We start from the raw sequence: 24,181 nt of genomic DNA on the forward strand, positions 1-24,181 counted from the left end.
CGTCCCCCACCGACCTCTCGGCCGTCCCCCACCGACCTCTCGGCGGGGCGCGGGGGTGTCAGCCGCGGACGGCCCGCATCCGCCGGCGCGCATTGGCCTCCCCGCCGAGCACGATCGCCAGCGAGATCACCAGCATCAGCGTGCCCACCACGTTGACCTGCATCGGCACCCCGACGCGGGCCACCGACCAGACGTACATCGGGAACGTGGTGTCGTTGCCGGAGTTGAGGTTGGTGATGATGAAGTCGTCGAAGGAGAGGCTGAAGCTGAGCAGCGCGGCGCCCAGGATGCCGGGCAGCACCAGTGGGAAGGTGACCCGCCAGAAGGTCTGCGACGGCGTCGCGTAGAGGTCCTGCGCCGCCTGCTCGAGGTTGTCGTCCATCCCGGCGAGACGGGACCGGACGGTGACCACCACGAAGGAGAGGCAGAACATCACGTGGGCGATGAAGATCGTCCAGAAGCCCAGCTGCCCGGCGAACCCGGCCTGCACGAAGAGCGCGAGCAGCGAGGAGCCGAGCACGATCTCCGGCGCCGCCATCGGCAGGAAGATCACCAGGTTCGACGTGGAGCGCCCGAAGAAGTCCCAGCGCACCAGCGCGAACGCGGCCAGGGTGCCGATCACGGTGGCGGCCAGGGTCGAGGAGAGACCGACCCGCAGGCTCAGCCCCAGCGCCTCGCACATCGCCGGGTCCTCGCACGGGTTGAGCCAGTTGTCGAGGGTGAACCCGTCGAACCGGTAGACGTTGCGGGTGGCCGGGTCGTTGAAGCTCATCAGGACCACGACCGCGATCGGGATGAACGTGTAGGCCAGCACGGCCAGGCCGAGGAGGAGCACCAGGTGCTCGCGAAGCCAGCGCATCAGAGCAGGTCCTCCGTCCCGGCCCGGCGGATGTAGACCACGACCATCGCCAGGATGATCAGCATCAGCGTCATCGACAGCGCCGCGGCCAGGTGCGGCTGGTTGGCAGCCGTCGCCTGCAGCTGGATCACCGTGCCGATCACGGTGGTGTTCGTGTTGCCGAGCAGCTGGGCGTTGATGTAGTCACCGGCCGCCGGGATGAAGGTGAGCAGGGTCCCCGAGACCACACCGGGCAGCGACAGCGGCCAGGTCACCTTGAAGAAGCCCACCACCGGGTTGGCGTAGAGGTCGGAGGAGGCCTCGATCAGCCGGTGGTCGATCTTGTCGATGCTGGCGAAGAGCGGCAGCACCATGAACGGCAGGAAGTTGTAGGCCAGACCGGCCACCACCGCGAACGGCGTGGCGAGCAGGTGCCCGTCCTCGCCGAGGATGCCGATGAACTGCAGCGTGTTCACCACCCAGCCGTTGTCGGCCAGGATCAGCTGCCAGGAGAGGGTGCGCACCAGGAAGCTGGTGAAGAACGGGGCGATCACCAGCACCAGCAGCAGGTTCTTCCACCGGCCCGCCTTGAACGCGATGGCGTAGGCCACCACGTAGCCGAGGACCAGGCAGATCGCCGTGGCCGCCGCGCCGTAGAAGAGCGACCAGGCGAGCGAGTCCCAGTACCGCGAGAGGGCGGTGGCGTAGTTGCCGATGTGGTAGGTCATCTCCCAGCCCGCCTCGTCCGACCCGCTGGGGTCGTAGAGGCTGGTGGCGAGGAGCGAGTAGAACGGGATCAGGAAGAAGAGCGCGAGCCAGATCACCGCCGGCGCCATCAACAGGTAGGCACCCGGTCCGCGGCGACGCCCGCTCTCCGCGGACGCCGGCAGGGGGTCCGCCGTTGGCTCCACGGTCGCCATCAGGCGTCCTCGCCCTCGGCTCCGGCGCGGGCGTCCTGGTCGTGGTCGAGCAGGAACGCGTACTCCGGGCGCCAGGAGAGCTCGACCTGCTGTCCCCGGCGGTAGATCGGGTCGCGCCCGGTGTTCTGCGCGAACACCTGCAGCTCCTGCCCCCACGGCATCCGGACCAGGTACTGGGTACTCACGCCGATGAAGCTGACGTCGGTGACCACGCCGCCCGGCACCGTGTTGCCCGGCGCGTCCAACGCCGTGCCCGCCTCGCCGATCAACACCTTCTCCGGGCGGATGCCGACCCACACCCGGTCGCTGTCCGCGTGCGACCGGCCGGTGGGAACGGTGACCGAGATCCCCTCCATGTCCACCCGTACGACGTCCGCGGCCCGCTCCACGATCCGGCCGGCGATCAGGTTCGACTGCCCGAGGAAGTTCGCGACGAACGTGCTGCGCGGGTTCTCGTAGAGCTCCGCCGGCGATCCCATCTGCTCGATCAGGCCGCCGTTCATCACCGCCACGGTGTCGGCCATCGTCATGGCCTCCTCCTGGTCGTGGGTGACGTGCACGAAGGTGAGTCCGACCTCGGTCTGGATCCGCTTGATCTCGATCTGCATGGAGCGGCGCAACTTGAGGTCGAGCGCGCCGAGGGGCTCGTCGAGCAGCAGCACCTGGGGCTCGTTGATCAGGGCACGTGCCAGCGCCACCCGCTGCTGCTGCCCGCCGGAGAGCTGGGCGGGCTTCTTCTTGGCCTGCGCCCCGAGCTCGACCAGCTCGAGCATCTCGTCGACCTTGCGTCGTACCTCCGACTGCTTGCGGCGGCGCAGCCCGAAGGCGACGTTCTCGTAGATGTCCAGGTGCGGGAAGAGGGCGTAGTTCTGGAAGACCGTGTTGACCGGACGGCGGTAGGGCTTGGTGTGGGTGATGTCGGTGCTGCCCAGGCTGATCGAGCCGGCCGTCGGGGTCTCCAGACCCGCGACCATCCGCAGCGTGGTGGTCTTGCCGCAGCCCGAGGGGCCGAGCAGGGCGAAGAAGGCGCCCGGCGGGACGTCGAGGTCGAGGTCCCGCACCGCGGTGAACCGGGCGTAGGACTTGGTCAGGCCGCGCAGCCGCAGTCCGTCGAAGGTCTCCGGGGAGCCGCCGGCGGACTCGGCGGACCCGCCGGGCGCGATGGATGGCTCGGCCGTCTCGTTCTCAACCGGCGATGACATCGGCCCACTCCCCTTCGTACTGCTGTTGCTTCTCGTCACTGAGTGTCATGAAGTCCCAGGTGTTCGCGAGCGTCTCCCCGTCGGGGAAGATCAGCGGGTTGTCGACCAGCGAGGGATCGATCTTCTCCATCTCCTCCTGGGCCCCGGCGACGGGACAGATGTAGTTGACCCACGAGGCGAGCTTCGCGGCGATCTCCGGCTGGTAGTAGAAGTCGATCCAGGCCTCGGCGTTGGCCTGGTGGACGGCCTGGTTGGGGACCAGCATGTTGTCGCTCCACAGGGCCAGGCCCTCCTCGGGAGCGACGAACTTCAGGTTCGGGTTGTCGAACTGCGCCTGGATCACGTCGCCGGACCACGCCTCGCAGGCGACGATCGTGCCCTGGGCGAGCTGCTGCAGGTAGTTGTTGCCGGCGAACTGGAGCAGCTGGCCGTCGGCCTTGGTCTGCCGGCACAGGTCGATGGCGTCGGCGAACTCGTCGTCGGTGAAGTCGAGGGGGTCGGCGCCGGTGACCTTGAGGAAGAAGCCCATCGTGTCGGCCATCTCGGTGAGCAGGGTGATCTTGCCCTTGAGGTCCTCGCGGGTGATCAGCTCCTCGAAGCTGCCCACCTCCGGCACCAGGTCGGCGTTGTAGGCGATGCCGGTCAGGCCGGACTGCCACGGCGCGTGGTAGTCCAGCTCGGGATCCCAGGCGACCCCCTGCAGGGCGGGGATCAGGTTCTGGTGCAGGTTGGGCACCTTGTCCGCGTGGAGCGGCTGGATCCACCCGAGGTTGATCATCCGAGCCGCCATCCAGTCGGTCATCACGATCAGGTCCCGGTCGATCGGCTCGCACTCACCGAGCTGGTTCTTCACCTTCGCGTAGAACTCGGCGTTGTCGTTGACGTCGACCTGGTAGGTGACCTCGACGCCGGTGGCGTCGGTGAACCGGTTGATCGTGCTGTCCTTGGCGCGGCGCGGGTCGATGTAGCCGGTCCAGTTGGAGATGACCATCTCCGGCTCGCTGGCCGACACGTCCGGGGCCCGGCACTGGGCCGCGGTCTGCACCACGCCCTCGGTGCTGAAGAACGGCAGCTTGAGCGCCGCGGCGCTCGCCCCCGCGAACGCCAGTGCCCCTCCGCCGCGGAGCATCCCCCGGCGCGACAGTGTGGATCGGCGTGCAGGCTGCTGCGGTCGCATCGAGCTCCTTCCGCGGTTCTCGTCGGTGCGGAGATCCTGACACCGCAGATTCCCGCTGACAAGGGATTCGGTTGTTACGAAACGCAGTTGCAACGAAATCCGCTGTTCGACGACGCGCTGAGAAACGATTGAGTACGCCGCTGCCACGTGGAACCATGCGTCCGTGCCCGACAACTCCCGCGTCCGCCCCGCCCTCGACGACGTCTCCAAGGCCATCATCGAGCAGCTGCAGCAGGACGGCCGCCGCTCCTACGCCTCGGTCGGCAAGGAGGTCGGGCTCTCCGAGGCCGCGGTCCGGCAGCGGGTGCAGCGCCTCGTCGACACCGGGGTGATGCAGATCGTCGCGGTCACCGATCCGATGGAGCTCGGCTTCGCCCGCCAGGCGATGGTCGGGGTCCGGGTCAGCGGACCGGTCCCGCCGGTCGCGGACCGGATCGCCGAGCTCCCCGAGGTCGACTACGTGGTGGTGACCGCCGGGTCGTTCGACATCCTGGTCGAGCTGGTCGCGGAGTCCGACGACCACCTGCTCGAGATCGTCTCCAGCGGCATCCGGGTCATCGACGGGGTGACCAGCACCGAGACCTTCATGTACCTGGGCCTGCGCAAGCAGACCTACTCCTGGGGCGTCCGCTGAGGCTCCCGTCGCGTCAGCTGCCGGAGTGACGGACGTTACTCCACGGAATTCACCCGGATGGGTGACAGATCATCTGATCGCGTGGCAGGATCTGCGTCAGCCGCCGCAGGTGACCCGAGACGCCTGCGGCGGCTTTCCAATTCTCGCAGCCAGCAGCAGGCGGGCGGCGGCTCAGCCGCGGTACTGGACCTCGCTGCGCCAGGTCTCCGGCTCCTGCCGGGCAGCCGCCCACAGCGCGTCGGCGACCCGGTCCGGGGTGAACGCCCCCTCGTCGGAGAGCGTCCCGCAGACGGTGACCGAGACGGCCCGGATCCCGTCCGGCTCCAGCGTCGTGTCGAGGCTGTGCACCAGGTTGCGCACCCCGGCCTTCTGCACCCCCAGCGATGCCGCCCGGTTCCACGGCTTGTCCGCGGCCATCGACCCGGTCACGGTGACCCGGGACCCCGCGGCCAGGTAGGGGCGCGCCGCCTGCACCGCGGTCAGCAGGCCACCCACCCCGAGGGCGACGTCCTGCAACAGCTCGGCGACGCTCAGCTCCAGCGGATCCTTCTCCCGGAACGCGCTCGGGTTGAAGTGCAGCACGTCGATCCGCCCGGCGGAGTCCCCGATCCGGGCGATCGCTGCTCGCAGCGCCGCCTCGTCGGTGATGTCGGCGACCACGTGGCCGACCTGGGCGCCGGTCGCCGCCACCTCGGTGGCCAGCGCCTGGAGCGGGTCGGGGTCGAGGCCGACCAGGCCGGCGTCGTACCCCTCGCGGGCGAAGCGGAGCGCGACCGACCGGCTCACACCGGGGCCGGCGCCCACCACGGCGATCACGGGACGAGACGTTGCACTCATCGAGGTCACCGGTCCACCCTAGGCAGGTCGGCGATAATGGGGCCATGGCTCGCGTCGCGCTCGTCCTCGGCTCCGGCGGTGCCCGCGGCTACGCCCATCTCGGCGTGATCGGCACCCTGCGCGAGCGCGGGCACGAGGTCGTCGCCGTCTCCGGTACGTCGATGGGCGCACTGGTGGGCGCCCTGCACGCCGCGGGGCGTGACCAGGAGTTCGAGGAGTGGGCGCGCGCCCTCACCGGGCCGCGGGTGCTGCGGCTGGTCGACCCGACCTGGTCCCCCGGAGGCGCGGTGGGTGCCGAGCGGGTGATGCGCGAGCTGGACGACCTGGTCGGCGACATCGCCATCGAGGACCTGCCGATCCCGTTCACCGCGGTGGCCACCGACCTGATGGCACGCCGCGAGGTGTGGTTCCAGCGTGGTCCGCTGGTGCCGGCGATCCGGGCGTCGATCGCGATCCCCGGGCTCTTCACGCCGGCGATGGTGGACGGCCGGCTGCTCGTCGACGGCGGGCTGATGAACCCGTTGCCGCTGGCCCCGGCGGCGGCGGTCGCCGCCGACTTCACCCTGGCCGTCTCGCTCCAGGGACCCCGCGTGCCCGGGGAGCCCGAGGCACCGGCGCGCGGCTTCTCGGCACGACGGGCCGAGTGGGCCGCCGGGATGCGGCGGCGGTTCCGGCGCGGCGACTCGGCGGGTGAGCTGCCCGGGGAGATGCCCGGAGAACTGCCCGGTGAGCTCCCCGAGGACGCCGAGCCGACCGAGGCGCTGGCCACCGGCGGGCAGGGCAGCGACCCGGTCGAGCAGGTGCTGGCGCACGGCGGGGACGACGGGCGGGCCGACGTGCGCACCGCCGAGGTGGTCTCGCTCTCCTTCGACGCGATGCAGAGCCTGATCACCCGCTACCGATTGGCCGCCTTCCCCCCGGACGTGCTGGTCACCGTGCCGCTCAGCGCGGCCCGGACCCTCGACTTCCACCGTGCGGCGGAGCTGATCGACCTCGGCCGCGAGCTGGCCGCCTCGGCGCTCGACGAAGCCGGCCGCTGACGTGCCTGACCTGCCGGCTCGGCAGCTCTCAGCCGGCGAGGAGGTCGCGGCCCGGTCGGCAGTCGCAGGTCTCGGAGCAGGCGAGGAACGTGTGCATCGCGTGACCGCAGAGCGGGCACGGACGGTCGTGGGAGAGATGGAGCCCGGTGTGCTCTTCAACGGTGTCGTACATGGCGTTCCCTCGGGTGCAGCAGTGGCGCTTCGTTGCGCAGGTAGAGACCACGATGCGCCTCGCGGATCATCGAAATGCGCAGAATCGCCGCGATCTGGCCCGATTGGGCTAGGAAGTCGCGCCGGTCGGTCGTACCGCATCGACCGCACCCGGGCCATGGTCCCGGTTCGGCGTGGGATGCTCGCCCGGTGAGTGCGACTCGCGGCGCCGGCCCGGTGATCACCATCCGGTACTGCGTGGACTGCAGGTGGCTCTTGCGCGCGCAGTGGTACGCCGGCGAGCTGCTGCAGACCTTCGCCGACGAGGTCGGCGGCGTGCTGGTGGCCCCGGCCTCCGGCGCCATGTTCCGGATCGACGTCGACGGCCCGGACGGTCCTCGGACGGTGTGGAACCGCAAGACCGACGGCGGGTTCCCCGAGATCGGCGAGCTCAAGCGGCGGGTCCGCGACCTGGTCGCCCCGGAGAAGCCGCTGGGGCACACCGACCGCGCCGCGGAGTGAGCTTCCGACGGGCGTCCCGCCGGCCCTTCCGGCAGGCGTCCCGCCCACTCTTCCGGTGAGTGGGATCCGCGAGACCGGGCTTTCGCCGTACGGATCAGTGTGACGGCGAACACTACGGCGAGCAACGGTCCGACTCGGCAGGCCGATCGCCTCTCGCACATGCTGGAGGAGCAAAGTGAAGTCATCCATCTCGCGCCGGTCACGGTTGACCGCTGCACTCATGGTGAGCGCCCTGGCGTTCGCCGGCTGCGCCAACTCGTCGTCCGAGGACGGCGAAGGTGGCACCAAGGACACCTCCGACGGTGGCCTGAGCAAGTCCGAGATCTACACGACCGGCATCGTCGGTGAGGACGGCGGCGGCGACCCGGTCGACGGCGGCGTGCTGACCATCGCCGACTTCGGCGAGCCGCGCAGCCTCGACCCCACCGTCACCTACGCCAACGGCGCCACCGGCGGCAGCGCGATGGCCGCCATCTACGACACGCTGATCCGCTACGACTTCGAGTCGCAGGAGTTCGTGCCGCAGCTGGCCGAGTCGCTGGAGTCCGACGACAACGTCACCTGGACGCTGAAGCTGCGCGACGGTGTGGAGTTCACCGACGGCACCCCGCTGGACGCCGACGCGGTGCTGGCCAGCATCGGCTACTACCAGGGCAAGTACGCCTACAACTCGCTCACCATGATGAGCAACGTGGCCGACACCAAGAAGGTCGACGACCTCACCATCGAGTTCACGATGCGCAACCCGTGGGCGACCTTCCCGAACATGCTCGCCGGCGGCGCGGGGATGATCCTCGCCCCCGCGGCCTACAAGGACCCGGAGAACTTCAAGCCGATCGGCGCCGGTCCGTTCACCTACGGCAAGTACTCCCCCGGCGAGGAGCTCACCCTCGACGCCAACCAGGACTACTTCGACGGCGCACCGCACCTCGACGGCCTGAAGTTCGTCTGGCTCGGCGCGGTCGACGACGAGCCGAAGCTCGAGGCGCTGGAGTCCGGTGCCGCCGACACCGCGTTCATCCGTGACTCCGAGGTCATCGAGGACGCCCGCGACGAGGACGTCAGCGGGATGATGTTCGCCACCGGTCTCGGCACCAACCTGTGGATCAACAACCGTGAGGGACGTCCGGGCGAGGACGTCCGGGTGCGTCAGGCGATCAACTACGCGATCGACGCCGAGGCCTACAACACCCGCGTCAACGACGGCTCCGGCCTGCCGACCAAGAGCCTCTTCGCCGACTCCTCCCCGTGGGCGACCGACGTCGAGCCGACCCCGGCGGACACCGAGAAGGCCAAGGAGCTCCTCGAAGAGGCCAAGGCCGACGGCTTCGACGGCAAGATCACCTACGTGCACGCCGCCGACGCCAGCTCGCAGGCCGGCGCGGTCGCGCTCAAGGCGATGCTGGACGCCGTCGGCTTCGAGGTCACCCTCGACCCGCTGCGCAGCGTGGCCGACCAGGTCCAGCGTCTCTACGTCGAGCACGACTACGACCTGGCGATCGGCGCCACCACGATCCCGGACGAGGACCCCTACACCCGCCTGTTCGGCTCGATGAACAGCCAGTCCCCGACCAACAGCTCGGGCTACGCCAACCCGAAGATGGACGAGCTCCTGGTCGAGCTCCAGGCCGCCGCCTCGCCCGAGGAGGGCGCGGACACCATGGCCGCGATCGAGGAGCTGTGGAACGAGGACTCCCCGGGCATCGGGATGGCTGCCGGTGGCACCTTCCAGCCCTGGAACGACAACGTCCACGGGATGACCCCCACCACCGAGACGATGTTCCTCTACGACGACGTCTGGAAGGACTGACCCGGAGACCCGACCGGCATGATCGGTCGGATCTGAGGACGAGCGAAGCGCCCCGGACCCTCGTGGTCCGGGGCGCTTCGTCGTGCACCCCGTTGAGTTGGCCTTTCGGGCCCGTTGAGTTGCCCCGTTGGGCCAAGCCCTGGGTACGACGCCGGCCCCGACCGTCGTACGGAATCACGACGATCGGGGCCGGACGGATCTCAGCTCGCACGGGAGCCGGCGACCCGAACCACCAACTCAATGGGCCCGAAAGGCCAACTCAACGCAGGGTGGGGCGGGGCGTGAACGAGGTGGCCCGCTCGACCTGGGCGGCCAGGGAGAGGAGCAGCTCCTCGCCACCGAGGTCGGCGGCGAGCTGGACCCCGATCGGCATGCCGTCGCCGGCCAGCGCCAGCGGCAGCGAGATCGCGGGCATGCCGGTCACGTTGAAGACGCTGGTCCAGCCGGAGAAGGTCGAGCCGTGCTCCCACATCGACTCCGGGCGTGCCGTGTCGAGCAGACCGAGCGGCGGCGTGGGTGCCTTGATGGTCGGGGTGAGCAGCACGTCGTAGGTGGTGAAGTCCTGGCCGAGCTCCCAGCCGATCTGCTGCGCCTGGCGCAGCGCACGGTGCACCTGGTTGCCGGTGAGCCCGGCGTAGTACCCGAAGAGCATCTCGGTGAAGGGCTCGACGTCGCCGGGCTCGAGCTTCTCCCGGCCGAGCTCGGCCAGCCGGTCCTCGATGGTGACCACCAGGTCCGCGCCCATCAGCACGCCGGACGCGCCACCCACCTCGGCGGGGTCGAACGCGGGGACCATCTCCTCGACGTGGTGGCCGAGACTCTCCAGCAGCTTCCCCGCGTCCAGGACCGCCTGCTTGGCCTCGGGGTCCAGGTCGGTGGCGTTGCGGGCCTCGGTGGCGAGGCCGATCCGCAGCACTCCCGGCTCGCGGGAGACGGCGTCGAGGAAGGTGGCCCGCGGGCCGGGCGCGGCGAACGCCTCACCGGGCAGCGGCCCCGCGACGGCGTCGAGCAGCGCGGCGCTGTCGCGCACCGAGGTGGTCACCGCGTGGGCGACGGAGACCGGGCCGGCCAGCGTGCCGGGGTCCGGGTGGCCGGTGGTGCGGCCGCGGCTGGGCTTGAGTCCGACCAGACCGCACATCGCGGCCGGGATCCGGATCGAGCCGCCGCCGTCGGTGGCGTGCGCGGCCGGGACCATGCCCGCGGCGACCGCGGCCGCCGAGCCACCGCTGGAGCCACCGGTCGAGCGCCCGTGGTCGAACGGGTTGTGCGCCGGACCGTGCAGCAGCGGCTCGGTGGAGGCGTTCAGACCGAACTCCGGGCTGTTGGTGGTGCCGAGCACCACCAGGCCGGCCCGCTTGTAGCGGCGGATCAGCTCGCTGTCCGCGCTCGGCACGTGGTCGGCGAAGAGCCGGCTGCCGCCGGTGGCCGGGATGCCCGCCACCTCGGTGCCGAGGTCCTTGACCAGGAACGGCACGCCCGCCAGCGGTGCGTCGGCGCCCGCATCGGGGAGGCCGGCCTCCACCTCGGCGAGGGCAGCCTCGAAGCGGCGGCCCACGACCGCGTTCAGCGGGCCGTCGCGGTCCTCGATCCGGGCGATCGACTGCTCGACCGCCTCGCGAGCGGAGAGCTCTCCGTCCCGGATGGCCTGGGCCACTCCGACGGCATCACGGTCCAGCGGGGCGGTGCTCACGACAGGCTCTCCTCAGCGGTTGGTTGCACGTGGTGCAGGGCGACGTGGTGGCAGGCGACGTGGTGTCCCGGGCGGACCTCCCGCAGCTGCGGCTCCTCCTGGGCACACCGCTCGGTCGCCAGCGGGCACCGGGTGCGGAACCGGCAGCCCGACGGCGGTGCCAGCGGCGAGGGCAGCTCGGTCTGGACCTTCGCGGTCGACGCGACCGCCTCCCCACGCGCGGCGGCCGCCTCCCCGGCGCCGGGGACCGACGCGAGCAGCAGCCGGGTGTAGGGGTGCACCGCCTCGTCCTCCAGGCCGTCCGAGGGCAGCACCTCGCAGGTCTTGCCGAGGTAGAGCACCATCACCCGGTCGCTGATGTTCTTCACCACGGCGACGTCATGGGCGATGAAGACCATGGACAGTCCGTAGCGGTCCTTGGTCTGCTCCAGGAGGTTGAGGATCTGGGCCTGGACGGAGACGTCGAGGCTGGAGACCGGCTCGTCGCAGATCAGCACCTTCGGGTCCATCAGCAGCGCCCGGGCGATGCACACCCGCTGGCACTGTCCGCCGGAGAGCTCGTGCGGGCGCCGGTCCCAGACGACCTCGGGGTCGAGGCCGACCGCCAGCAGGGTCTCGCGGAGGAGCCCGTCGCGGTCGTCGCCGTCGTACCCCCACACGGAGAGGCCCTCGGCCACCAGGTCCTTGACCTTGCGACGTGGGTTCAGCGACGAGATCGGGTCCTGCAGGATCATCTGCATCCGCGCCCGCGCGCGGCGCAGCTCGCGCGGCTTGAGCCCGACCAGCTCGGTGTCGGCGAACCGGACCGACCCCGACGTCGGCGGCGGGAGCTGCATCATCGCCCGACCCGCGCTGGACTTGCCGCAGCCGGACTCGCCGAGGATGCCGAGGGTCTCGCCCTCGCGCAGGTCGACGGAGAGCCCGGAGACGGCGTGCACGACCTGCTTGCGGCCGACCGGGAACTCCACGACCAGGTCGCGGACGTCGAGGACCGCGTCGTCGTCGTTGCGCAGGTGCGCGGTGCCGCTGCCGGCCATCAGACGGTCTCCTTCTCGTTGGTGCCGTCGTTCGCCGGACCCACCGACGTCACCCGGTCCTCGGCGCCGGGCAGGGTGACCGACACCGGGAAGTGGCAGGCCACCGCGCGCCCGGCCGAGGTGTCGACCAGCAGGGGCTCTCCTCGCGGCAGGTGTCCTGGGCGCGCGTGCACCGGGGTGCGTACCGGCAGCCCGACGGCGGGTTCGCCATGTCCGGCGGGGTGCCCTCGATCGCCCGGAGCACGGTGTGCGGCGCGGCGCCGAGCGCGGGCACGGAGCCGATCAGCGCCTCGGCGTAGGGGTGGTGCGGCGCGGCGAAGAGCTCGGCGGTGGGGGCACGCTCGACCACGCGGCCGGCGTACATCACCGCGACGCGGTCGGTGCGGCCCTCGACCGCGCCGAGGTCGTGGCTGACCAGGATCGTCGCCATCTGCCGCTCGGAGGCCAGCGTCGCGAGCAGGTCCAGGATCTGCTTCTGGACGGTCACGTCCAGGGCGGTGGTCGGCTCGTCGGCGACCAGCACCTCGGGGTCGCAGCTCAGCGCGACCGCGATCATCACCCGCTGTCGCATGCCGCCGGAGAGCTCGTGGGGATACTGGCTGAGCCGGCGGCGCGGGTCGGGGATGCCGACCCGGTCGAGCAGCTCGACGGCACGCTCCTTGGCGGCCGACCGGCTCAGGCCGAGGTGCAGCCGCAGCGGGTCGGTCAGGTGCACGCCGATCGGGCGGACCGGGTTGAGCGAGGTCATCGGGTCCTGGAAGACCATCGCGATCCTCGGGCCCCACAGTTTGCGGCGCTGGCGTCCGGTGAGCGCGTGCACGTCCTGCCCGGCGATCTTCACGGTGCCGGTCACCTCGGTGGTGCCGCCGCTGGAGATCAGGCCCATCAGGGTGCGTCCGAGCACGGACTTGCCGGAGCCGGACTCGCCGACGATGCCGAGCGTCTCGCCGGCCCGCAGGGTGAGGTCGACGCCGTCGACGGCGCGCACGGTGCCGCGGGCGGTGTGGAACCGGGTGTGCAGGTCGGCGACCTCCAGCACCGGGCCCGCGGTGCTCGCGGAGGTGGATGGCGTGCTCACAGCTTGGCCCCCCTCGGGTCCCAGCGCTGCTGGGCGCGCTCACCCAGCAGGTTGACGGAGTAGACGGTGAGGAACAGGACCGTGCCCGGCACCAGCAGGATGAAGGGGTGCTCGGTCATCGTGTCGTTGGCCTCCGCCTCCAGGATCATGTTGCCCCAGGTCGGCGTGGGCGGCTGGATGCCCAGACCGAGGAAGCTCAGCGAGGCCTCGGCGACGATCAGCGCCGACATCACCACGACCGCCATCGAGAGCATCGGCGGCACCACGTTGGGCAGCAGCTCGCGCGCCATGATCCGGCCCTTGGTGGCGCCCAGCGCACGCGCCGCGAGGACGAACTCGCGCTGGCTGTAGGAGATCGTGTTCGCGCGGGCCAGCCGCACCATCGTCGGGATGGTCAGCAGGGACAGTGCGATCGCCATGTTGCGGACCTTCGGGTCGAGCACGGTGGCCAGGACGATCAGCAGGATCAGCGGCGGGACGGCGAGCAGCGCGTTGGTGAAGATGCCGATCACCGTGTCGACCCGCCGCCGGTAGAAGCCGGCCACGATGCCGATCGCACTGCCGACCACCAGGCCGATCGCCACCGCCATCAGCGAGATGGTGAGCGAGGCGCGGGCGCCGTAGATGACCCGGGCCAGCATGTCGAGGCCCGCACCGTTGGTGCCGAGCGGGTGATCGGCGTAGGTGAAGGGCTCGAGGAAGATCGGGTCGGCGATCGTCGCGGCGACGTCCTCGTGCTCCCCCAGCGGCAGCACCGGCGCGAGCAGCGCGGCGCCGACCAGCACCACCAGCCACGCCGAGGCGAGCCCGAAGAGCAGGTCGAGGCGGCGTCGGCGAGCGGCCCAGACCAGCCGGTCGGTGCCGGCGTAGGTCGCGACCAGCCCGCCGACGATCAGCACCAGGTTGACCGGGCCGATGAGCAGCCCGGAGAAGCCCAGGCCGACGGCCACCAGGCCGGCGAGCAGCAGCGCGGCACCGCGCCGGGCCAGCTGGCCGCGGCGCAGCAGGGTGCCGCGGACGAATCCGGGGTCAGGCATGTACACGACGGGTCCTCGGGTCCAGGTAGCCGTACACCAGGTCGATGCCGGAGTTGATCAGCACGTAGAGCGTCGCGATCACCAGCGTCGCGCCCTGCACGATCGGGAAGTCGCCCTGGCTCGCGGCGGTGACCACGAGCGTGCCCATCCCGGGCAGGGTGAACAGGTACTCCACGATCACGGTGCTGCCGATCAGCGTTCCGAGCGCGATGCCGAGCACCGTGACCAGCGAGAACGACGAGGGCCGCAGCGCCTCGTTCAGCATCACCCGGGACGGCGGCATGCCCTTGGCGCGCGCGGCGAGCACGAAGTCCTCGCGCAGGGTGCGGACCAGGTCGTTGCGCAGGATCCGGGTGAAGAGCGCCGCCTCGGGGAGCGCGATCACGATCGCCGGGAGGATGGCGTGCTCGAGGTTGCCGCTGACGCTGTCCCCGAGGCGAACCCACTGCGACCGGGGCAGCAGGTCCCACTGCTCGACGACCAGCATGATCAGCAGCAGTCCCAGCAGGAACGAGGGGATCGAGAGGATCGCGAAGGTGCCACCGCTGACCACCCGGTCGACCAGGCCGCCCTCGCGGTAGGCCGAGACCAGTGCCAGCGGGATCGCGATCAGCAGGGCGATCAGCAGGCCCAGGCAGGCCAGCTCGATGCTGACCGGCAGCGCCGCGGTGATCCGGTCGCTGACGTCGATGTACGGCGGCACCGTCGAGGTGCCCAGGTCACCGGTGAGGGCGTCGCCGAGCCAGTCGAAGTAGCGCTGGAACAGTGGCTGGTCCAGGCCCATCTCCGAGCGCAGCGCGGCGTAGTCCTCCGGTGGTCGCCCGGGTCCCAGGATGGCCGCTGCCGGGTCGCCGGGCAGCGCCGCGACCAGCAGGAACACCCCGAAGCTCACCAGCGCCAGGACGGCCACCAGCTGCCCGAGCCGGCGTAGCAGTGCACGCACGACGGCTTCCTTCCTGCTCCGGGGGTCCGTGCCGGAGCAGCGATCACGCTAGGTGGCGTGATCGCTGCCACACCGGCCCTCGTCCCAGTGACCGGGAGACCTCAGCCGTCCAGCTCGAGATCGACCCGCAGCCCGTCCCCGGTGAACGGGAAGGCCGGCGGGAAGGCGCCCACCGGTGACCCGCTGGTGGCGCCGATGTCGAAGGTCTCGTCGATGGAGAAGATGAAGGCCGGCGTCACCGGCACCCGCCCCTCGGCGACGACCTCGCCGTCCACCACGAGGGAGAGCTCGACGGGCTTGCACCAGCCGGGTCCGTCGTACTTGACGACGAGCTCGACCAGGTGGCCTCCGGGGGCGAGCGGGGTGCCCTCGAGGTCGGCGCGGCCCATCTCGAAGGTCCGCCAGGTGACCGACGGCCGGCCGTCCTCGGTCAGCCAGAGCGCCCAGCCGGCGGGACGTCCACCCATGGTCGCGATCACGCCCCGCGCCCCCGCCTCCGGTACGGCGAACCGCGCGGCCAGGTGCCACGAGCGGCCGATCACGCGCGGGGCGTTGTCCTCCGGGATGCCGAGCTCGCCGCCGTAGTAGGTGAAGCTGGTGCGCCCCTCGGAGAGGTTGGGCATCGCGCTGCGCGAGGTGCGGGTGTCGTGCAGCGGCAGGATGCCGACCCGGGCCGCCTCCTCCTCGAAGCGCGCGACCATCGCGGTCAGCCGCTCCGGCTCGCTCGCGGCGAGGTCCCGGGCCTGGCTGAAGTCCCGGTCGAGGTCGTAGAGCTCCCAGCTGTCCTCCTCGAAGGATCGCCCCTTGCTGGGGCGCCCGACGCCCCAGGGGACGCCACCGTGGTGGGCCGAGGCCATCCAGCCGTCGTGATAGATCGAGCGGTGGCCGTTGACCTCGAAGTACTGGGTGCGCGGCTGCTCGGGCAGCTCGGGGCTGCTGATGCTCGGCACCAGGCTGTGCCCGTCCAGCGGGGTCTGCTCCACGCCGTCGACCTGGGCGGGGAAGGTGGCGCCGGCGGCGTCGAGGATCGTCGGCACCAGGTCGGTGACGTGGGAGAACTGGCTGCGCAGCGCCCCCGGGTCGCTGACCCGCTCGGGCCAGGAGACCACCATCGGGTTGCGGGTGCCGCCGAGGTGGGAGGCGACCTGCTTCATCCACTGGAACGGCGTGGTCATCGCCCACGCCCAGCCGGCCGGATACTGCGCGTAGGAGTCGCGCGTGCCGATCCGGTCGAGGCCGGCGACCTGGGTCGCCAGGTTCTCCTGGAGACCCTGCAGGGCGCCCATGTAGTTGATGCTGCCGGGCAGACCGCCCTCGGCGCTGGAGCCGTTGTCACCGACCACGTAGCAGAAGAGGGTGTTCTCCATCTGACCGCTGGCCTCGAGCTCGCTGACCAGCCGGCCGATGTGGGTGTCGGTGTGCTCGAGGAAGCCGGCGTACACCTCCATCAGCCGCTCGGCGACCCGTCGCTCGTCCTCGCCCAGGCTCTCCCAGGCGGGGATCTCGTCGGGCCGGTTGGTGAGCTCGGTGCCCTCGGGCACCGCGCCGCAGGCGATCTGGTCGGCGAGGATCCGCTCCCGGATCGCGTCCCAGCCCTCGGCGAAGGAGCCCTGGTACTTCTCCGCCCACGCCTCGGGACCTGCAGCGGCGCGTGGGTGGCGCCGGGCGCGAGGTAGAGGAAGAACGGGCGCTCGGGGTCGAGGTTGCGCTGCTGCCGGATCCAGCCGATCGACCGGTCCACCAGGTCCTCGGTGAGGTGGTAGCCCTCGCCGCCCTTCGGCTCGGCCGGAGCGGTGCCCTCGTAGAGCGTCGGCTCGAACTGCTGGGTCTCCCCGCCGAGGAACCCGTAGAAGTGGTCGAAGCCCTGACCGGTGGGCCACCGGGTGAACGGCCCGGCCTGGGAGCACTCCCACGGCGGGGCCAGGTGCCACTTGCCGATGCAGGCGGTGGCGTAGCCCTCGCCCTGGAGCACCCGGGCCACCGAGGCGGACTCCGCCTTCCACACCCCGTTGTACGACGGGTGGTCCCACGCCGAGTTCAGCACGGTGCCCACGCCGGTGACGTGGCAGTCGCGGCCGCTGAGCAGCGAGGCCCGGGTCGGCGAGCAGATCGCCGTGGTGTGGAAGCGGTTGTAGCGCAGGCCGCGGGCGGCCAGGTGGTCCAGCGTCGGCGTGGCGACCGGCCCGCCGAAGGTGCCGGGCGCGCCGAAGCCCACGTCGTCGAGGAGCACCACGACGACGTTGGGACGGCCGGCGGGCTGCCGGCCGAGGTCGGTCTGGTCGAAGACGGTGGGGCGGGAGGTGCTGGGGCGGGAGGTGGTGGGGCGGGAGGTGGTGTCGGCTGCGTTCATCGGAGGCTCTCCTTCTCGGCCCGGGCGACCCAGGCGGCGCTGGTGCGGAGGTTGACCTGGGCCATCAGCCCGGAGTGCTGCTGGGCGCGGAGCTCGAAGGTGCTGCGGTAGCACTCGCGCGCTGCGGGGTCGGTGCGGTCGGCGAGGAACGCCCACTCGGCCAGGTGGCAGGCCAGGCGGAGGTCCTCGGGCCGGCCGGTGGCGACCAGGGCGTCCACCCGGGCGCGGAGCGCGCCGACACCGCCGGCCAGCCGAGCCACCTCGGCCGCCTGCTCGTCCTGGGAGGCGGGCAGCAGGTGCGAGGGGTAGCCGTCCCACCAGCCGCTGTAGCGGCGGATCACGTTGCGGCAGATGAACTCGGGCTGGTCGTAGAGCGGGGCGAGACGCGGGTGGTCGCGCAGCTCGGCCGGGATCTCCAGGGTGGCCACGATGGTGTCGGGCAGCACGCCGGCGTTGAGGCCGGCGATCGCATGGTCGACGATGATCCGCAGATAGCGCGCCATCGCGTCGAGCTCGTCGGCGATCGCCGCCTCGTCGGTGACCGGGTCGCCGTGGCCGGGGATGATCGCGGCCGGTCGGAGCGCGGCCATCCGGTCGGCGGCGTCGGCCCACTCCTCGGCGTAGCGCTGCACCTTCTTCGGGTTGCCGGCATTGGGCAGGTAGCCGGTGATCAGGTCACCGGCCGCGATCGTGCGTCTCTGCGGCGCCCACACCCAGGTGGCGTCGTCGGTCTCGCCCTTGCCGTGGACCAGCTCGAAGGTCTCGCCGCCGAGGGTGATCTCGAGACTGTCGTCGAAGAGCACCGTGGGCCAGACGACCTGGTCGTCGTCACGGAACCAGGTGCGTCCCTCGGCGTCGCGGCGCTGCCCGTTGATCAGGCCGTTGAGGCCGGAGGTGCGCTGGTAGCGGCGCAGGTGCTCGGGGAGGTTGCGGTGGGCGTAGACCTCAGGCGTCTCGCCGGCCTCGAGGAAGGACCAGAGGCCGAAGGCATGGTCGCTGTGCGCGTGGGTGTAGACCACCGCGCGGAGCGGCTTGTCGCTGAGCCGGCGGACCGTCTCGAGCAGTGCCGGACCGTCCCCGGCGCATCCGCAGTCGACCAGGAGCAACCCCTCGTCGGTCTCGAACAACGCGACGTTGACCATGCCCGGCTGGATCCACCAGGTGCGCGGGGCGACCTCGACGACGCCGGGCTCGTGGCCGGAGTCGGCGGTCCGGTCGAAGATGTGCAGCGCCTGGTGCGCGCTGAAGCGCCCGAAGGCCGCGGTGGCGCTGGCGCGCTGCTGCTCGGGGAAGGTGGCGGTCACGGGGACTCCTGTTCGACGGTTTAAGTCAGATGGCGTAACAGGACTGTTCTAAGCCGCATGACTTAAAGTGTCAACCGTGAGTCCCGAACCGAGCACCGCGGCGCGCGATCGTGCACGCGGCCGCACCGAGCGCACCCGTGCCGCCCTCGTCGACACCGCCGAGCGGATGATCGCCGAGCGCGGCACCGCGGTCTCCCTGCGCGAGATCAGCAGTGCCGCCGGACAGCGCAACCACTCGGCCGCGCAGTACCACTTCGGGTCCCGGGAGGGGCTCGTGACGGCGGTGATCCGGCACCGGTCGGCGCCGATCGACACCCGCCGACGCGAGCTGCTCGAACAGGTGGCGCCGGGCAGCGGGCCGGCCCGGGTGACGGCGCTCGTCGCGGTGCTGGTGCAGCCGTGGGTCGACGTACTCGCGGACTCCGACGGGGACTCGTGCTACCTGCGGTTCCTGGCGCAGGTGCTCGACGACCCGGACCTGCGGGTGGCGCTGGGCGGGCAGCACGAGGGGCCGGACGCGGTCCGCGAGGTCAACGAGGAGCTGGCGAGACTGCTCGCACACCTGCCCGCCCGGGAGCAGGCGCGACGGATCGCCTGGGCGTCGGCGGTGGCACTGCGGCTGCTCGCGCACGAGGAGCGGCGCGGCACCACCGATGCTGCGGCGCTCCGGACGGCCGGCGACGACCTGGTGCGGATGCTGACCGCGCTGCTGGCCGGCTGACGCCGCGGGGCGGGACGCGAATCAGCCGAAGAAGGCCTGCCCGCCGTCCAGCGGGATGGTCGCGCCGGTCAGGTATCGCATGTCCGGTCCGACCAGGGCCACCACGGCGCGACCGATGTCGTCCTCGCAGTCGCCGATCCGCTTCATCGGGATGGAGGCGACGAACTCCTCGGCCTCCTCCGGGTTGGTCTCGGTCCACCACTTCAGCCCCGGCGAGAGGGCGTGCGGGGCGATCGCGTTGACCCGGATGCCGTCGGGCGCCCACTCCACCGCGGCGGTGCGGGAGAGCGACTTCAGCGCCATCTTCGCCGAGGCGTAGGCGCCGTAGGTGCGCGCGTCCCAGCGCACCATCGCCGAGGTGACCAGGTTGACGATGGAGGCGTCGCCGGTCGCCTTGAGGTGCGGGTGTGCCGCCTTCATGAACGAGAACGCCGCGAACGGGCCGGTGCGATAGCCCTTCTGGAAGGCACGGTCGCTCAGCTCCAGCAGCGGCCCGTGCGCGCCCGCCCAGGCGTTGTTGACCAGGATGTCGAGGCGACCGAACCGCTCGACGACGGCCTCCACGACGCCGGGGATCGCCTCGGTGTCGGAGACGTCGCAGGCGAAGGCCGCGGCCTCGGCGCCGCGCTCGCCGATGAGCCGGCAGGTCTCCTCGAGCTTGGACTCGGTCCGCCCGAGCACCGCGATCGCGACGCCCTCGCCGGCCAACGCCAGCGCGATGCCCTGTCCCACACCCTGACCGGCACCGGTCACCAGCGCGACGCGGCCGGCGAGAGGACGGGACGGGACAGCGTTCATCGGTTGCTCCTCGACAGGGTGGGGACGCCGGTCGGGACGAGCCGGCGTGAGCGGTACGACGACCGCCGGGTGCCCCACCTTGGCCGGACACCCCCGGGGTGGGCCCCGACGGTCCCGCTGAGCGGTATCCGGCGCGATGCGGTCGAGGGCGCCCCGGTGAGACTGGGACCACACCCGCACCGAAGGAGTTCCATGACCATGACCAGTGACGACCAGGCGACCGACCCGCGGGCCGCCGCGGCGGCCGTGATGAACGGCCTGGTGGGTCCCGGCGGCCCCTTCGCGATGGAGCCGGCCGATGTGCTCGGCGCGAAGATCCCGGTCTTCGTCAACCGGCGCAGGGCCCTGCACGAGCTGCTGGCCGAGTCGCTGGACAACGCCGACCGCGTGTACATCGCCTCTGCCGACGAGCGGATCACCTTCGCCGAGCACGCGCGCCAGGTCTCCTCCCTGGCCGAGCAGCTGCGCACCCGCTATGACATCCGGCCGGGCGACCGGGTCGCGATCAACGGCGCCAACACCGCGGCATGGATCACCACCTTCTGGGCGACCGTCTCGATCGGGGCGATCGCGGTGGCGTTCAACGCCTGGTGGTCGCCGAGCGAGACCGCCTACGGGCTGGAGCACTCCACGCCGAAGCTGCTGGTGGTCGACGCGAAGCGCGCCGCGGCCCTGCCGGAGACCGATGTCCCGGTGCTCACCTTCGACACCGACATCCCGGCGCTGGCCGCCGCGAACCCCGAGGCCCCGCTGCCGAGCGCGGCGGTCGCCGAGGACGACCCGGCGGTGATCATCTACACCTCCGGCACCTCGGGCCGGCCGAAGGGCGCGGTGCACAGCCACGGCAACCTGCTCGCGGTCACCGAGTACCACCGGATGAACGACGCGCTCATCGCGGCGTTCGGCGATCCCACGGACCCGCGCGACCGCACCTACCTGCTGGTGATGCCGCTGTTCCACATCGGCAGCCTGCACAACCTGGTGGTGCCGCGCCTGGCGACCGGCTCCAAGATCGCGCTGCACCTCGGCGGCTTCGACGTCGACCGGGTGATGAGCCTGGTCGAGAAGGAGCGGGTGACCAACTGGGGCGCGGTGCCGACCATGGCGCGGCGGCTGCTCGAGCACCCCGACCTGGGCCGCTACGACAGCAGCTCGCTGAAGGCGTTCGCCCTGGCCTCGGCGCCGTCCACCCCGGAGTTCCACGAGAAGCTCCGCAACGGTCTGCCGTTCGCCGCCGGCCTGGCCAACAGCTATGGCCTGACCGAGACCTGCACCGCGGTCGCGGTGGCGACGCCGATGGACCTGGCCGAGAAGCCGGACACCCTGGGACGCCCCATCATCGGCGTGCAGATCGAGGTCCGCGACGCCGTCGGCAACCCGGTCGCCGCCGGGGTCGAGGGCGAGATCTGCGTGCGCAGCCCCTACACGATGATCGGCTACTGGAACGACCCGGACGCGACCGCGCAGACTGTCCGCGACGATCGCTGGCTGCACACCGGCGACATCGGCATGCTCGACGAGCAGGGCCGGGTGTCGCTGGCGTCGCGCCGTTCGGACCTGATCATCCGCGGGGGCGAGAACGTCTACCCCGCCGAGATCGAGGGCGCGCTGATCGAGCACCCCGACGTCGCGGAGGCGCTGGTGCTCGGCATCCCGGACGAGGACCTGGGCCAGTCCGTGGCCGCCGTCGTCGTGCCGCGCGCCGGGCACCAGGTCGCCGAGGCGGACCTGACGGCCTACCTGCGCGAGCGGCTGGCCTACTTCAAGGTGCCCACGCAGTGGCGGTTCCAGGCGGAGCCGCTGCCGCGCAACGCGACCGGCAAGGTGAAGCGGGCCGAGGTCAGCGCCTGACCGTCGGGGTGCCGCGTGGTCAGGGAGTGAGATCCCAGGTCTGGTGGCCGTGGGTGTGGAAGGCCTGCCCCATCGGGCTCCGCCAGAGGTAGTGGCCCGGGTCGTGCAGGTGGGTGTAGGTCCATCCGCCGGTGGTCTTCGCACGATGGTGGCTGCGACACAGGGCAGCGAGGTTGTCGCTGGAGGTCGCACCGCACCGAGGAGGTGGCTCCGGCTCGTCCGGCGCGGCGGGGTCGGGCGGGTCGTAGGGCACGGTGTGGTCGATGTCGGTGTGCCGCGCGGGTCGGGTGCAGTAGGGGAAGGCACAGACCCCGTCGCGCAGCACCACCTGCTCCCGGACCCGGGCGGGCACGGCGTAGCCGTTGCCGGTGAGCCCCGCTCGGGTGTCGATCACCGGCCTCACCCGCACCCGGGTGTCGGAGCTCTGGCACCACCCGACGACCTGCTCGGTCGCGACCAGCGTGGCGGGTCCCCGGCCGTGGGTGACCTCGGCCCACTGGGTGCTGTCGAGGTGACCGGTCGCGTCGGCGTGCAGGTGGACATAGACCACCAGGGAGCGGGACGCACGCGGCGGGCCCGGCGCGGCATCGGTAGCGGACAGCGGCGCCTCACCGCGCGCCAGCATCCCGAGGGCGGCCGCACGCCGCTCGTCCACGGTGTCGGGAGATCCGGCGGCCCGGAGCTGCTCGGCCAGCGCGGCGACTGCTTGGTCGAGCGCGGCTGCGTCAGCGCGGTCCAACGTCGCGTCGAGGTGGATGAGGCCGTCGAGCCCGTCGACTCCGGCGATGGGGGCGTCGGTGAGACGGATGTCGACGTGCCGGGACGGGAGCCGTGCCAGGCGGCGCTCCTCGGCAGCGTCGGGGTCGAAGGTGGCCAGCGCCTGCTCGACCAGACGATCCAGCTGGGCCGGGCCGACGCTGTCGGCGTAGGGCGCGACCTGCCGGTCGACCCAGGTCGCGCCGTCCGGCGGCAGCGCGTGCGTGGCCTGGGCGATCCGCCGGGCGCGCCAGGCCAGGATGTCTCCGGCGACGACGCGGGCATAGGTCCGCGGCAGTCGGTATCGCAGCTCGATGGCATCGCAGAGATAGGCACGACCCGACCGGGTCGAGACTCCGAGGGCGGCGGCGAGCTCGGTCACGGCGAACTCCGCCACGGCCGGGGCACCTTCGCCCCGAGCGGCAGCTCCTGCTCGTGCCAGGAGTCCGCAGGACCGACGATGGTGTCGCAGGAGTGGATCGCGGCCCACTCGACACACGCGATCAACTTGTCCCGCGCCGCGGCCTCCTCCGATCGCCGCGCGGACCGGACCCGGTCCAGCACGTCGGGCGCGGACAGCGTCGCTGCCTCGACGTCTGACCCTGCCTCGACGTCTGACGCTGCCTCGACGTCGGCCATCACGTCGGCCTGTCGCATCCGGGACCACCACCCTCCGATGGGCATCACTGTGCCAACACCGTCCGACACATTCCGGGTGTGGCGGTGTGCGCATCACCGTCGCGTCACGCGGGAGTCCAGCACTACGTTGTCGGCATGCAGGTGGTGTTCCCTCGACGTCGGTGGGTCGATGTCGAGCGAGTGGAGCCGGCCCGAGCGCGCCTGACTTCTCAGCGCGCCTGACGTCTCAGCGCGGTCGATCCACGAACGCGTCGATGAACAACCCGTCGGCGGAGACGCAGACCTCGCCGTCGACGGTGATCTCCCCGGTGGTCTTGATCTTGCGGCCGCTGAAGGAGACCTGCCGGGCGGCGACGGTGAGCTCGCGGAAGAGCGGCGTGACCCGGTGGTAGCGCAGGGTGAGGGTGCCGGTCATCCCGGCAGGCCCCGGCCCCAGTCGTTGGCGACGCCGAGGGCGTGGTCGAGGAGCAGCGCCGAGATGCCACCGTGCACGCAGCCGGGCGGGCCCTGGTAGGGCAGGCCGAGGGTGACGGTGCCGCGCACCGAGCCGTCCGGCAGCCCGCCGAGGTGCAGGGGCGGCGCGATCGCGTTCTCCGGGCCGGTGACCGGGTCGTGGCGGGTGACGCCCTCGCCGCGCCACATGTCGACCAGCCGCTCCTCACGGTCGGGGGCGTGCTCGGCCAGGTGGCCGGTGATCTCGTCGAGCCGCTCGGCGACCTGCACCATCTCCGCAGCACTGTTGCCGCCGGCGTGCAGCAGCGCCTCGATCACCCGGCGCGCGGCCGCCACGGCGGCGTCGACGCCGGCGTTCTCGGGCAGCGCGGTGAGCGGCTCCATCGGGTCCGTC

Annotated in this window: 23 protein-coding genes and 1 pseudogene; 6 read left to right on the plus strand and 18 right to left on the minus strand. The window is 71.5% G+C overall.

What is annotated here, in order from left to right:
* Positions 1 to 58: 58 nt before the first annotated feature.
* Genes FIV43_RS14890 through FIV43_RS14905 form a run of 4 tightly spaced genes read right to left on the minus strand, consistent with a single transcriptional unit; the run spans position 59 to position 4,089 of the window.
* On the minus strand, positions 59 to 859 hold the full coding sequence (locus FIV43_RS14890; RefSeq protein ID WP_141014766.1) for an ABC transporter permease: 801 nt from the start codon (positions 857 to 859) through the stop codon (positions 59 to 61).
* Positions 859 to 1,758 carry an ABC transporter permease gene (locus FIV43_RS14895; RefSeq protein ID WP_141014767.1) on the minus strand — a complete coding sequence of 300 codons (900 nt, stop codon included), beginning with the start codon at positions 1,756 to 1,758 and terminating at the stop codon, positions 859 to 861. Before FIV43_RS14895 ends, FIV43_RS14890 begins: the two co-directional genes overlap by 1 nt.
* On the minus strand, positions 1,758 to 2,960 hold the full coding sequence (locus FIV43_RS14900) for an ABC transporter ATP-binding protein (protein WP_141014768.1): 1,203 nt from the start codon (positions 2,958 to 2,960) through the stop codon (positions 1,758 to 1,760). The genes FIV43_RS14895 and FIV43_RS14900 overlap by 1 nt, the downstream gene beginning before the upstream one ends.
* Positions 2,944 to 4,089: an ABC transporter substrate-binding protein gene (locus FIV43_RS14905; protein ID WP_181407510.1), complete on the minus strand. Its 1,146-nt coding sequence runs from the start codon at positions 4,087 to 4,089 to the stop codon at positions 2,944 to 2,946. The genes FIV43_RS14900 and FIV43_RS14905 overlap by 17 nt, the downstream gene beginning before the upstream one ends.
* A gap of 211 nt (positions 4,090 to 4,300) precedes the next feature.
* On the opposite strand from FIV43_RS14905, the gene FIV43_RS14910 reads away from it, so the two are divergent.
* The gene (locus FIV43_RS14910; RefSeq protein ID WP_141014770.1) at positions 4,301 to 4,771 is read left to right on the plus strand and encodes an Lrp/AsnC family transcriptional regulator; all 471 of its coding nucleotides are present in this window, start codon (positions 4,301 to 4,303) and stop codon (positions 4,769 to 4,771) included.
* 171 nt (positions 4,772 to 4,942) lie between these two features.
* On the opposite strand, the gene FIV43_RS14915 is transcribed toward FIV43_RS14910, so the two are convergent.
* Positions 4,943 to 5,608 carry an SDR family oxidoreductase gene (locus FIV43_RS14915; protein ID WP_141015975.1) on the minus strand — a complete coding sequence of 222 codons (666 nt, stop codon included), beginning with the start codon at positions 5,606 to 5,608 and terminating at the stop codon, positions 4,943 to 4,945.
* A 44-nt stretch (positions 5,609 to 5,652) separates the two neighbouring features.
* On the opposite strand from FIV43_RS14915, the gene FIV43_RS22625 reads away from it, so the two are divergent.
* Complete coding sequence (locus FIV43_RS22625; protein ID WP_141014771.1) at positions 5,653 to 6,648, plus strand: patatin-like phospholipase family protein; 996 nt, start codon at positions 5,653 to 5,655, stop codon at positions 6,646 to 6,648.
* A gap of 28 nt (positions 6,649 to 6,676) precedes the next feature.
* Here FIV43_RS22625 and FIV43_RS21085 read toward each other — a convergent pair whose 3' ends face one another.
* Entirely contained in the window at positions 6,677 to 6,820 is a 144-nt protein-coding gene (locus tag FIV43_RS21085; RefSeq protein ID WP_181407511.1) for a hypothetical protein, read from the minus strand.
* A gap of 188 nt (positions 6,821 to 7,008) precedes the next feature.
* Here FIV43_RS21085 and FIV43_RS14925 point away from each other — a divergent pair, with 188 nt between their 5' ends.
* Together FIV43_RS14925 and FIV43_RS14930 are read left to right on the plus strand one after the other, a co-directional pair.
* Entirely contained in the window at positions 7,009 to 7,320 is a 312-nt protein-coding gene (locus tag FIV43_RS14925; RefSeq protein WP_141014772.1) for a SelT/SelW/SelH family protein, read from the plus strand.
* A 205-nt stretch (positions 7,321 to 7,525) separates the two neighbouring features.
* Complete coding sequence (locus tag FIV43_RS14930) at positions 7,526 to 9,130, plus strand: ABC transporter substrate-binding protein (protein ID WP_141014773.1); 1,605 nt, start codon at positions 7,526 to 7,528, stop codon at positions 9,128 to 9,130.
* Positions 9,131 to 9,389: 259 nt separating this feature from the next.
* Here the strand turns inward: FIV43_RS14930 and FIV43_RS14935 are convergent, their stop codons facing one another.
* From FIV43_RS14935 to FIV43_RS14970, 7 genes and pseudogenes are all read right to left on the minus strand, one after another.
* Complete coding sequence (locus FIV43_RS14935) at positions 9,390 to 10,820, minus strand: amidase (RefSeq protein ID WP_196780824.1); 1,431 nt, start codon at positions 10,818 to 10,820, stop codon at positions 9,390 to 9,392.
* Complete coding sequence (locus FIV43_RS14940) at positions 10,817 to 11,857, minus strand: ABC transporter ATP-binding protein (RefSeq protein ID WP_141014774.1); 1,041 nt, start codon at positions 11,855 to 11,857, stop codon at positions 10,817 to 10,819. The genes FIV43_RS14935 and FIV43_RS14940 overlap by 4 nt, the downstream gene beginning before the upstream one ends.
* A 49-nt stretch (positions 11,858 to 11,906) precedes the next feature.
* Complete coding sequence (locus tag FIV43_RS14945) at positions 11,907 to 12,935, minus strand: ABC transporter ATP-binding protein (protein WP_141014775.1); 1,029 nt, start codon at positions 12,933 to 12,935, stop codon at positions 11,907 to 11,909.
* Positions 12,932 to 13,972: an ABC transporter permease gene (locus FIV43_RS14950; RefSeq protein ID WP_141014776.1), complete on the minus strand. Its 1,041-nt coding sequence runs from the start codon at positions 13,970 to 13,972 to the stop codon at positions 12,932 to 12,934. The genes FIV43_RS14945 and FIV43_RS14950 overlap by 4 nt, the downstream gene beginning before the upstream one ends.
* Positions 13,965 to 14,915 carry an ABC transporter permease gene (locus tag FIV43_RS14955; RefSeq protein ID WP_141014777.1) on the minus strand — a complete coding sequence of 317 codons (951 nt, stop codon included), beginning with the start codon at positions 14,913 to 14,915 and terminating at the stop codon, positions 13,965 to 13,967. Before FIV43_RS14955 ends, FIV43_RS14950 begins: the two co-directional genes overlap by 8 nt.
* A 101-nt stretch (positions 14,916 to 15,016) precedes the next feature.
* Positions 15,017 to 17,265, minus strand: a pseudogene (locus FIV43_RS14960) (arylsulfatase).
* Positions 17,262 to 18,569: an MBL fold metallo-hydrolase gene (locus FIV43_RS14970; protein ID WP_141014780.1), complete on the minus strand. Its 1,308-nt coding sequence runs from the start codon at positions 18,567 to 18,569 to the stop codon at positions 17,262 to 17,264. The pseudogene FIV43_RS14960 and the gene FIV43_RS14970 overlap by 4 nt, the downstream one beginning before the upstream one ends.
* 76 nt (positions 18,570 to 18,645) lie before the next feature.
* Here FIV43_RS14970 and FIV43_RS14975 point away from each other — a divergent pair, with 76 nt between their 5' ends.
* Positions 18,646 to 19,290: a TetR/AcrR family transcriptional regulator gene (locus tag FIV43_RS14975; RefSeq protein WP_141014781.1), complete on the plus strand. Its 645-nt coding sequence runs from the start codon at positions 18,646 to 18,648 to the stop codon at positions 19,288 to 19,290.
* 21 nt (positions 19,291 to 19,311) lie between these two features.
* Here the strand turns inward: FIV43_RS14975 and FIV43_RS14980 are convergent, their stop codons facing one another.
* Positions 19,312 to 20,088 (minus strand): SDR family NAD(P)-dependent oxidoreductase, encoded by a 777-nt coding sequence (locus FIV43_RS14980; protein ID WP_141014782.1) that lies wholly within the window; start codon positions 20,086 to 20,088, stop codon positions 19,312 to 19,314.
* Positions 20,089 to 20,280: 192 nt separating this feature from the next.
* On the opposite strand from FIV43_RS14980, the gene FIV43_RS14985 reads away from it, so the two are divergent.
* A complete protein-coding gene (locus FIV43_RS14985; RefSeq protein ID WP_196780825.1) occupies positions 20,281 to 21,939 on the plus strand; it encodes a class I adenylate-forming enzyme family protein in 1,659 nt (552 codons plus the stop codon).
* A 19-nt stretch (positions 21,940 to 21,958) separates the two neighbouring features.
* On the opposite strand, the gene FIV43_RS14990 is transcribed toward FIV43_RS14985, so the two are convergent.
* From FIV43_RS14990 to FIV43_RS14995, 4 genes are all read right to left on the minus strand, one after another.
* Entirely contained in the window at positions 21,959 to 23,092 is a 1,134-nt protein-coding gene (locus FIV43_RS14990; protein WP_181407514.1) for an HNH endonuclease signature motif containing protein, read from the minus strand.
* Entirely contained in the window at positions 23,074 to 23,352 is a 279-nt protein-coding gene (locus FIV43_RS21090; protein WP_181407515.1) for a hypothetical protein, read from the minus strand. Before FIV43_RS21090 ends, FIV43_RS14990 begins: the two co-directional genes overlap by 19 nt.
* 208 nt (positions 23,353 to 23,560) lie before the next feature.
* Positions 23,561 to 23,749, minus strand: a complete 189-nt coding sequence (locus FIV43_RS22635) for a hypothetical protein (protein WP_231123420.1) — start codon at positions 23,747 to 23,749, stop codon at positions 23,561 to 23,563.
* Positions 23,746 to 24,171 (minus strand): hotdog family protein, encoded by a 426-nt coding sequence (locus tag FIV43_RS14995; protein ID WP_231123421.1) that lies wholly within the window; start codon positions 24,169 to 24,171, stop codon positions 23,746 to 23,748. The genes FIV43_RS22635 and FIV43_RS14995 overlap by 4 nt, the downstream gene beginning before the upstream one ends.
* Positions 24,172 to 24,181 lie beyond the last annotated feature (10 nt).

The organism is Nocardioides sambongensis (assembly GCF_006494815.1).
In the GTDB taxonomy this organism is placed as follows: domain Bacteria; phylum Actinomycetota; class Actinomycetes; order Propionibacteriales; family Nocardioidaceae; genus Nocardioides; species Nocardioides sambongensis.

Excerpts from the sequence above, each read along its gene's own strand:
- FIV43_RS14890 (WP_141014766.1), bottom strand. The coding sequence starts at position 859 with ATGCGCTGGCTTCGCGAGCACCTGGTGCTCCTCCTCGGCCTGGCCGTG.
- FIV43_RS14895 (WP_141014767.1), bottom strand. The coding sequence starts at position 1,758 with ATGGCGACCGTGGAGCCAACGGCGGACCCCCTGCCGGCGTCCGCGGAG.
- FIV43_RS14900 (WP_141014768.1), bottom strand. The coding sequence starts at position 2,960 with ATGTCATCGCCGGTTGAGAACGAGACGGCCGAGCCATCCATCGCGCCC.
- FIV43_RS14905 (WP_181407510.1), bottom strand. The coding sequence starts at position 4,089 with ATGCTCCGCGGCGGAGGGGCACTGGCGTTCGCGGGGGCGAGCGCCGCG.
- FIV43_RS14915 (WP_141015975.1), bottom strand. The coding sequence starts at position 5,608 with ATGAGTGCAACGTCTCGTCCCGTGATCGCCGTGGTGGGCGCCGGCCCC.
- FIV43_RS22625 (WP_141014771.1), top strand. The coding sequence starts at position 5,653 with ATGGCTCGCGTCGCGCTCGTCCTCGGCTCCGGCGGTGCCCGCGGCTAC.
- FIV43_RS21085 (WP_181407511.1), bottom strand. The coding sequence starts at position 6,820 with ATGTACGACACCGTTGAAGAGCACACCGGGCTCCATCTCTCCCACGAC.
- FIV43_RS14940 (WP_141014774.1), bottom strand. The coding sequence starts at position 11,857 with ATGGCCGGCAGCGGCACCGCGCACCTGCGCAACGACGACGACGCGGTC.
- FIV43_RS14950 (WP_141014776.1), bottom strand. The coding sequence starts at position 13,972 with ATGCCTGACCCCGGATTCGTCCGCGGCACCCTGCTGCGCCGCGGCCAG.
- FIV43_RS14980 (WP_141014782.1), bottom strand. The coding sequence starts at position 20,088 with ATGAACGCTGTCCCGTCCCGTCCTCTCGCCGGCCGCGTCGCGCTGGTG.
- FIV43_RS14985 (WP_196780825.1), top strand. The coding sequence starts at position 20,281 with ATGACCATGACCAGTGACGACCAGGCGACCGACCCGCGGGCCGCCGCG.
- FIV43_RS21090 (WP_181407515.1), bottom strand. The coding sequence starts at position 23,352 with ATGCGACAGGCCGACGTGATGGCCGACGTCGAGGCAGCGTCAGACGTC.
- FIV43_RS22635 (WP_231123420.1), bottom strand. The coding sequence starts at position 23,749 with ATGACCGGCACCCTCACCCTGCGCTACCACCGGGTCACGCCGCTCTTC.
- FIV43_RS14995 (WP_231123421.1), bottom strand. The coding sequence starts at position 24,171 with ATGGAGCCGCTCACCGCGCTGCCCGAGAACGCCGGCGTCGACGCCGCC.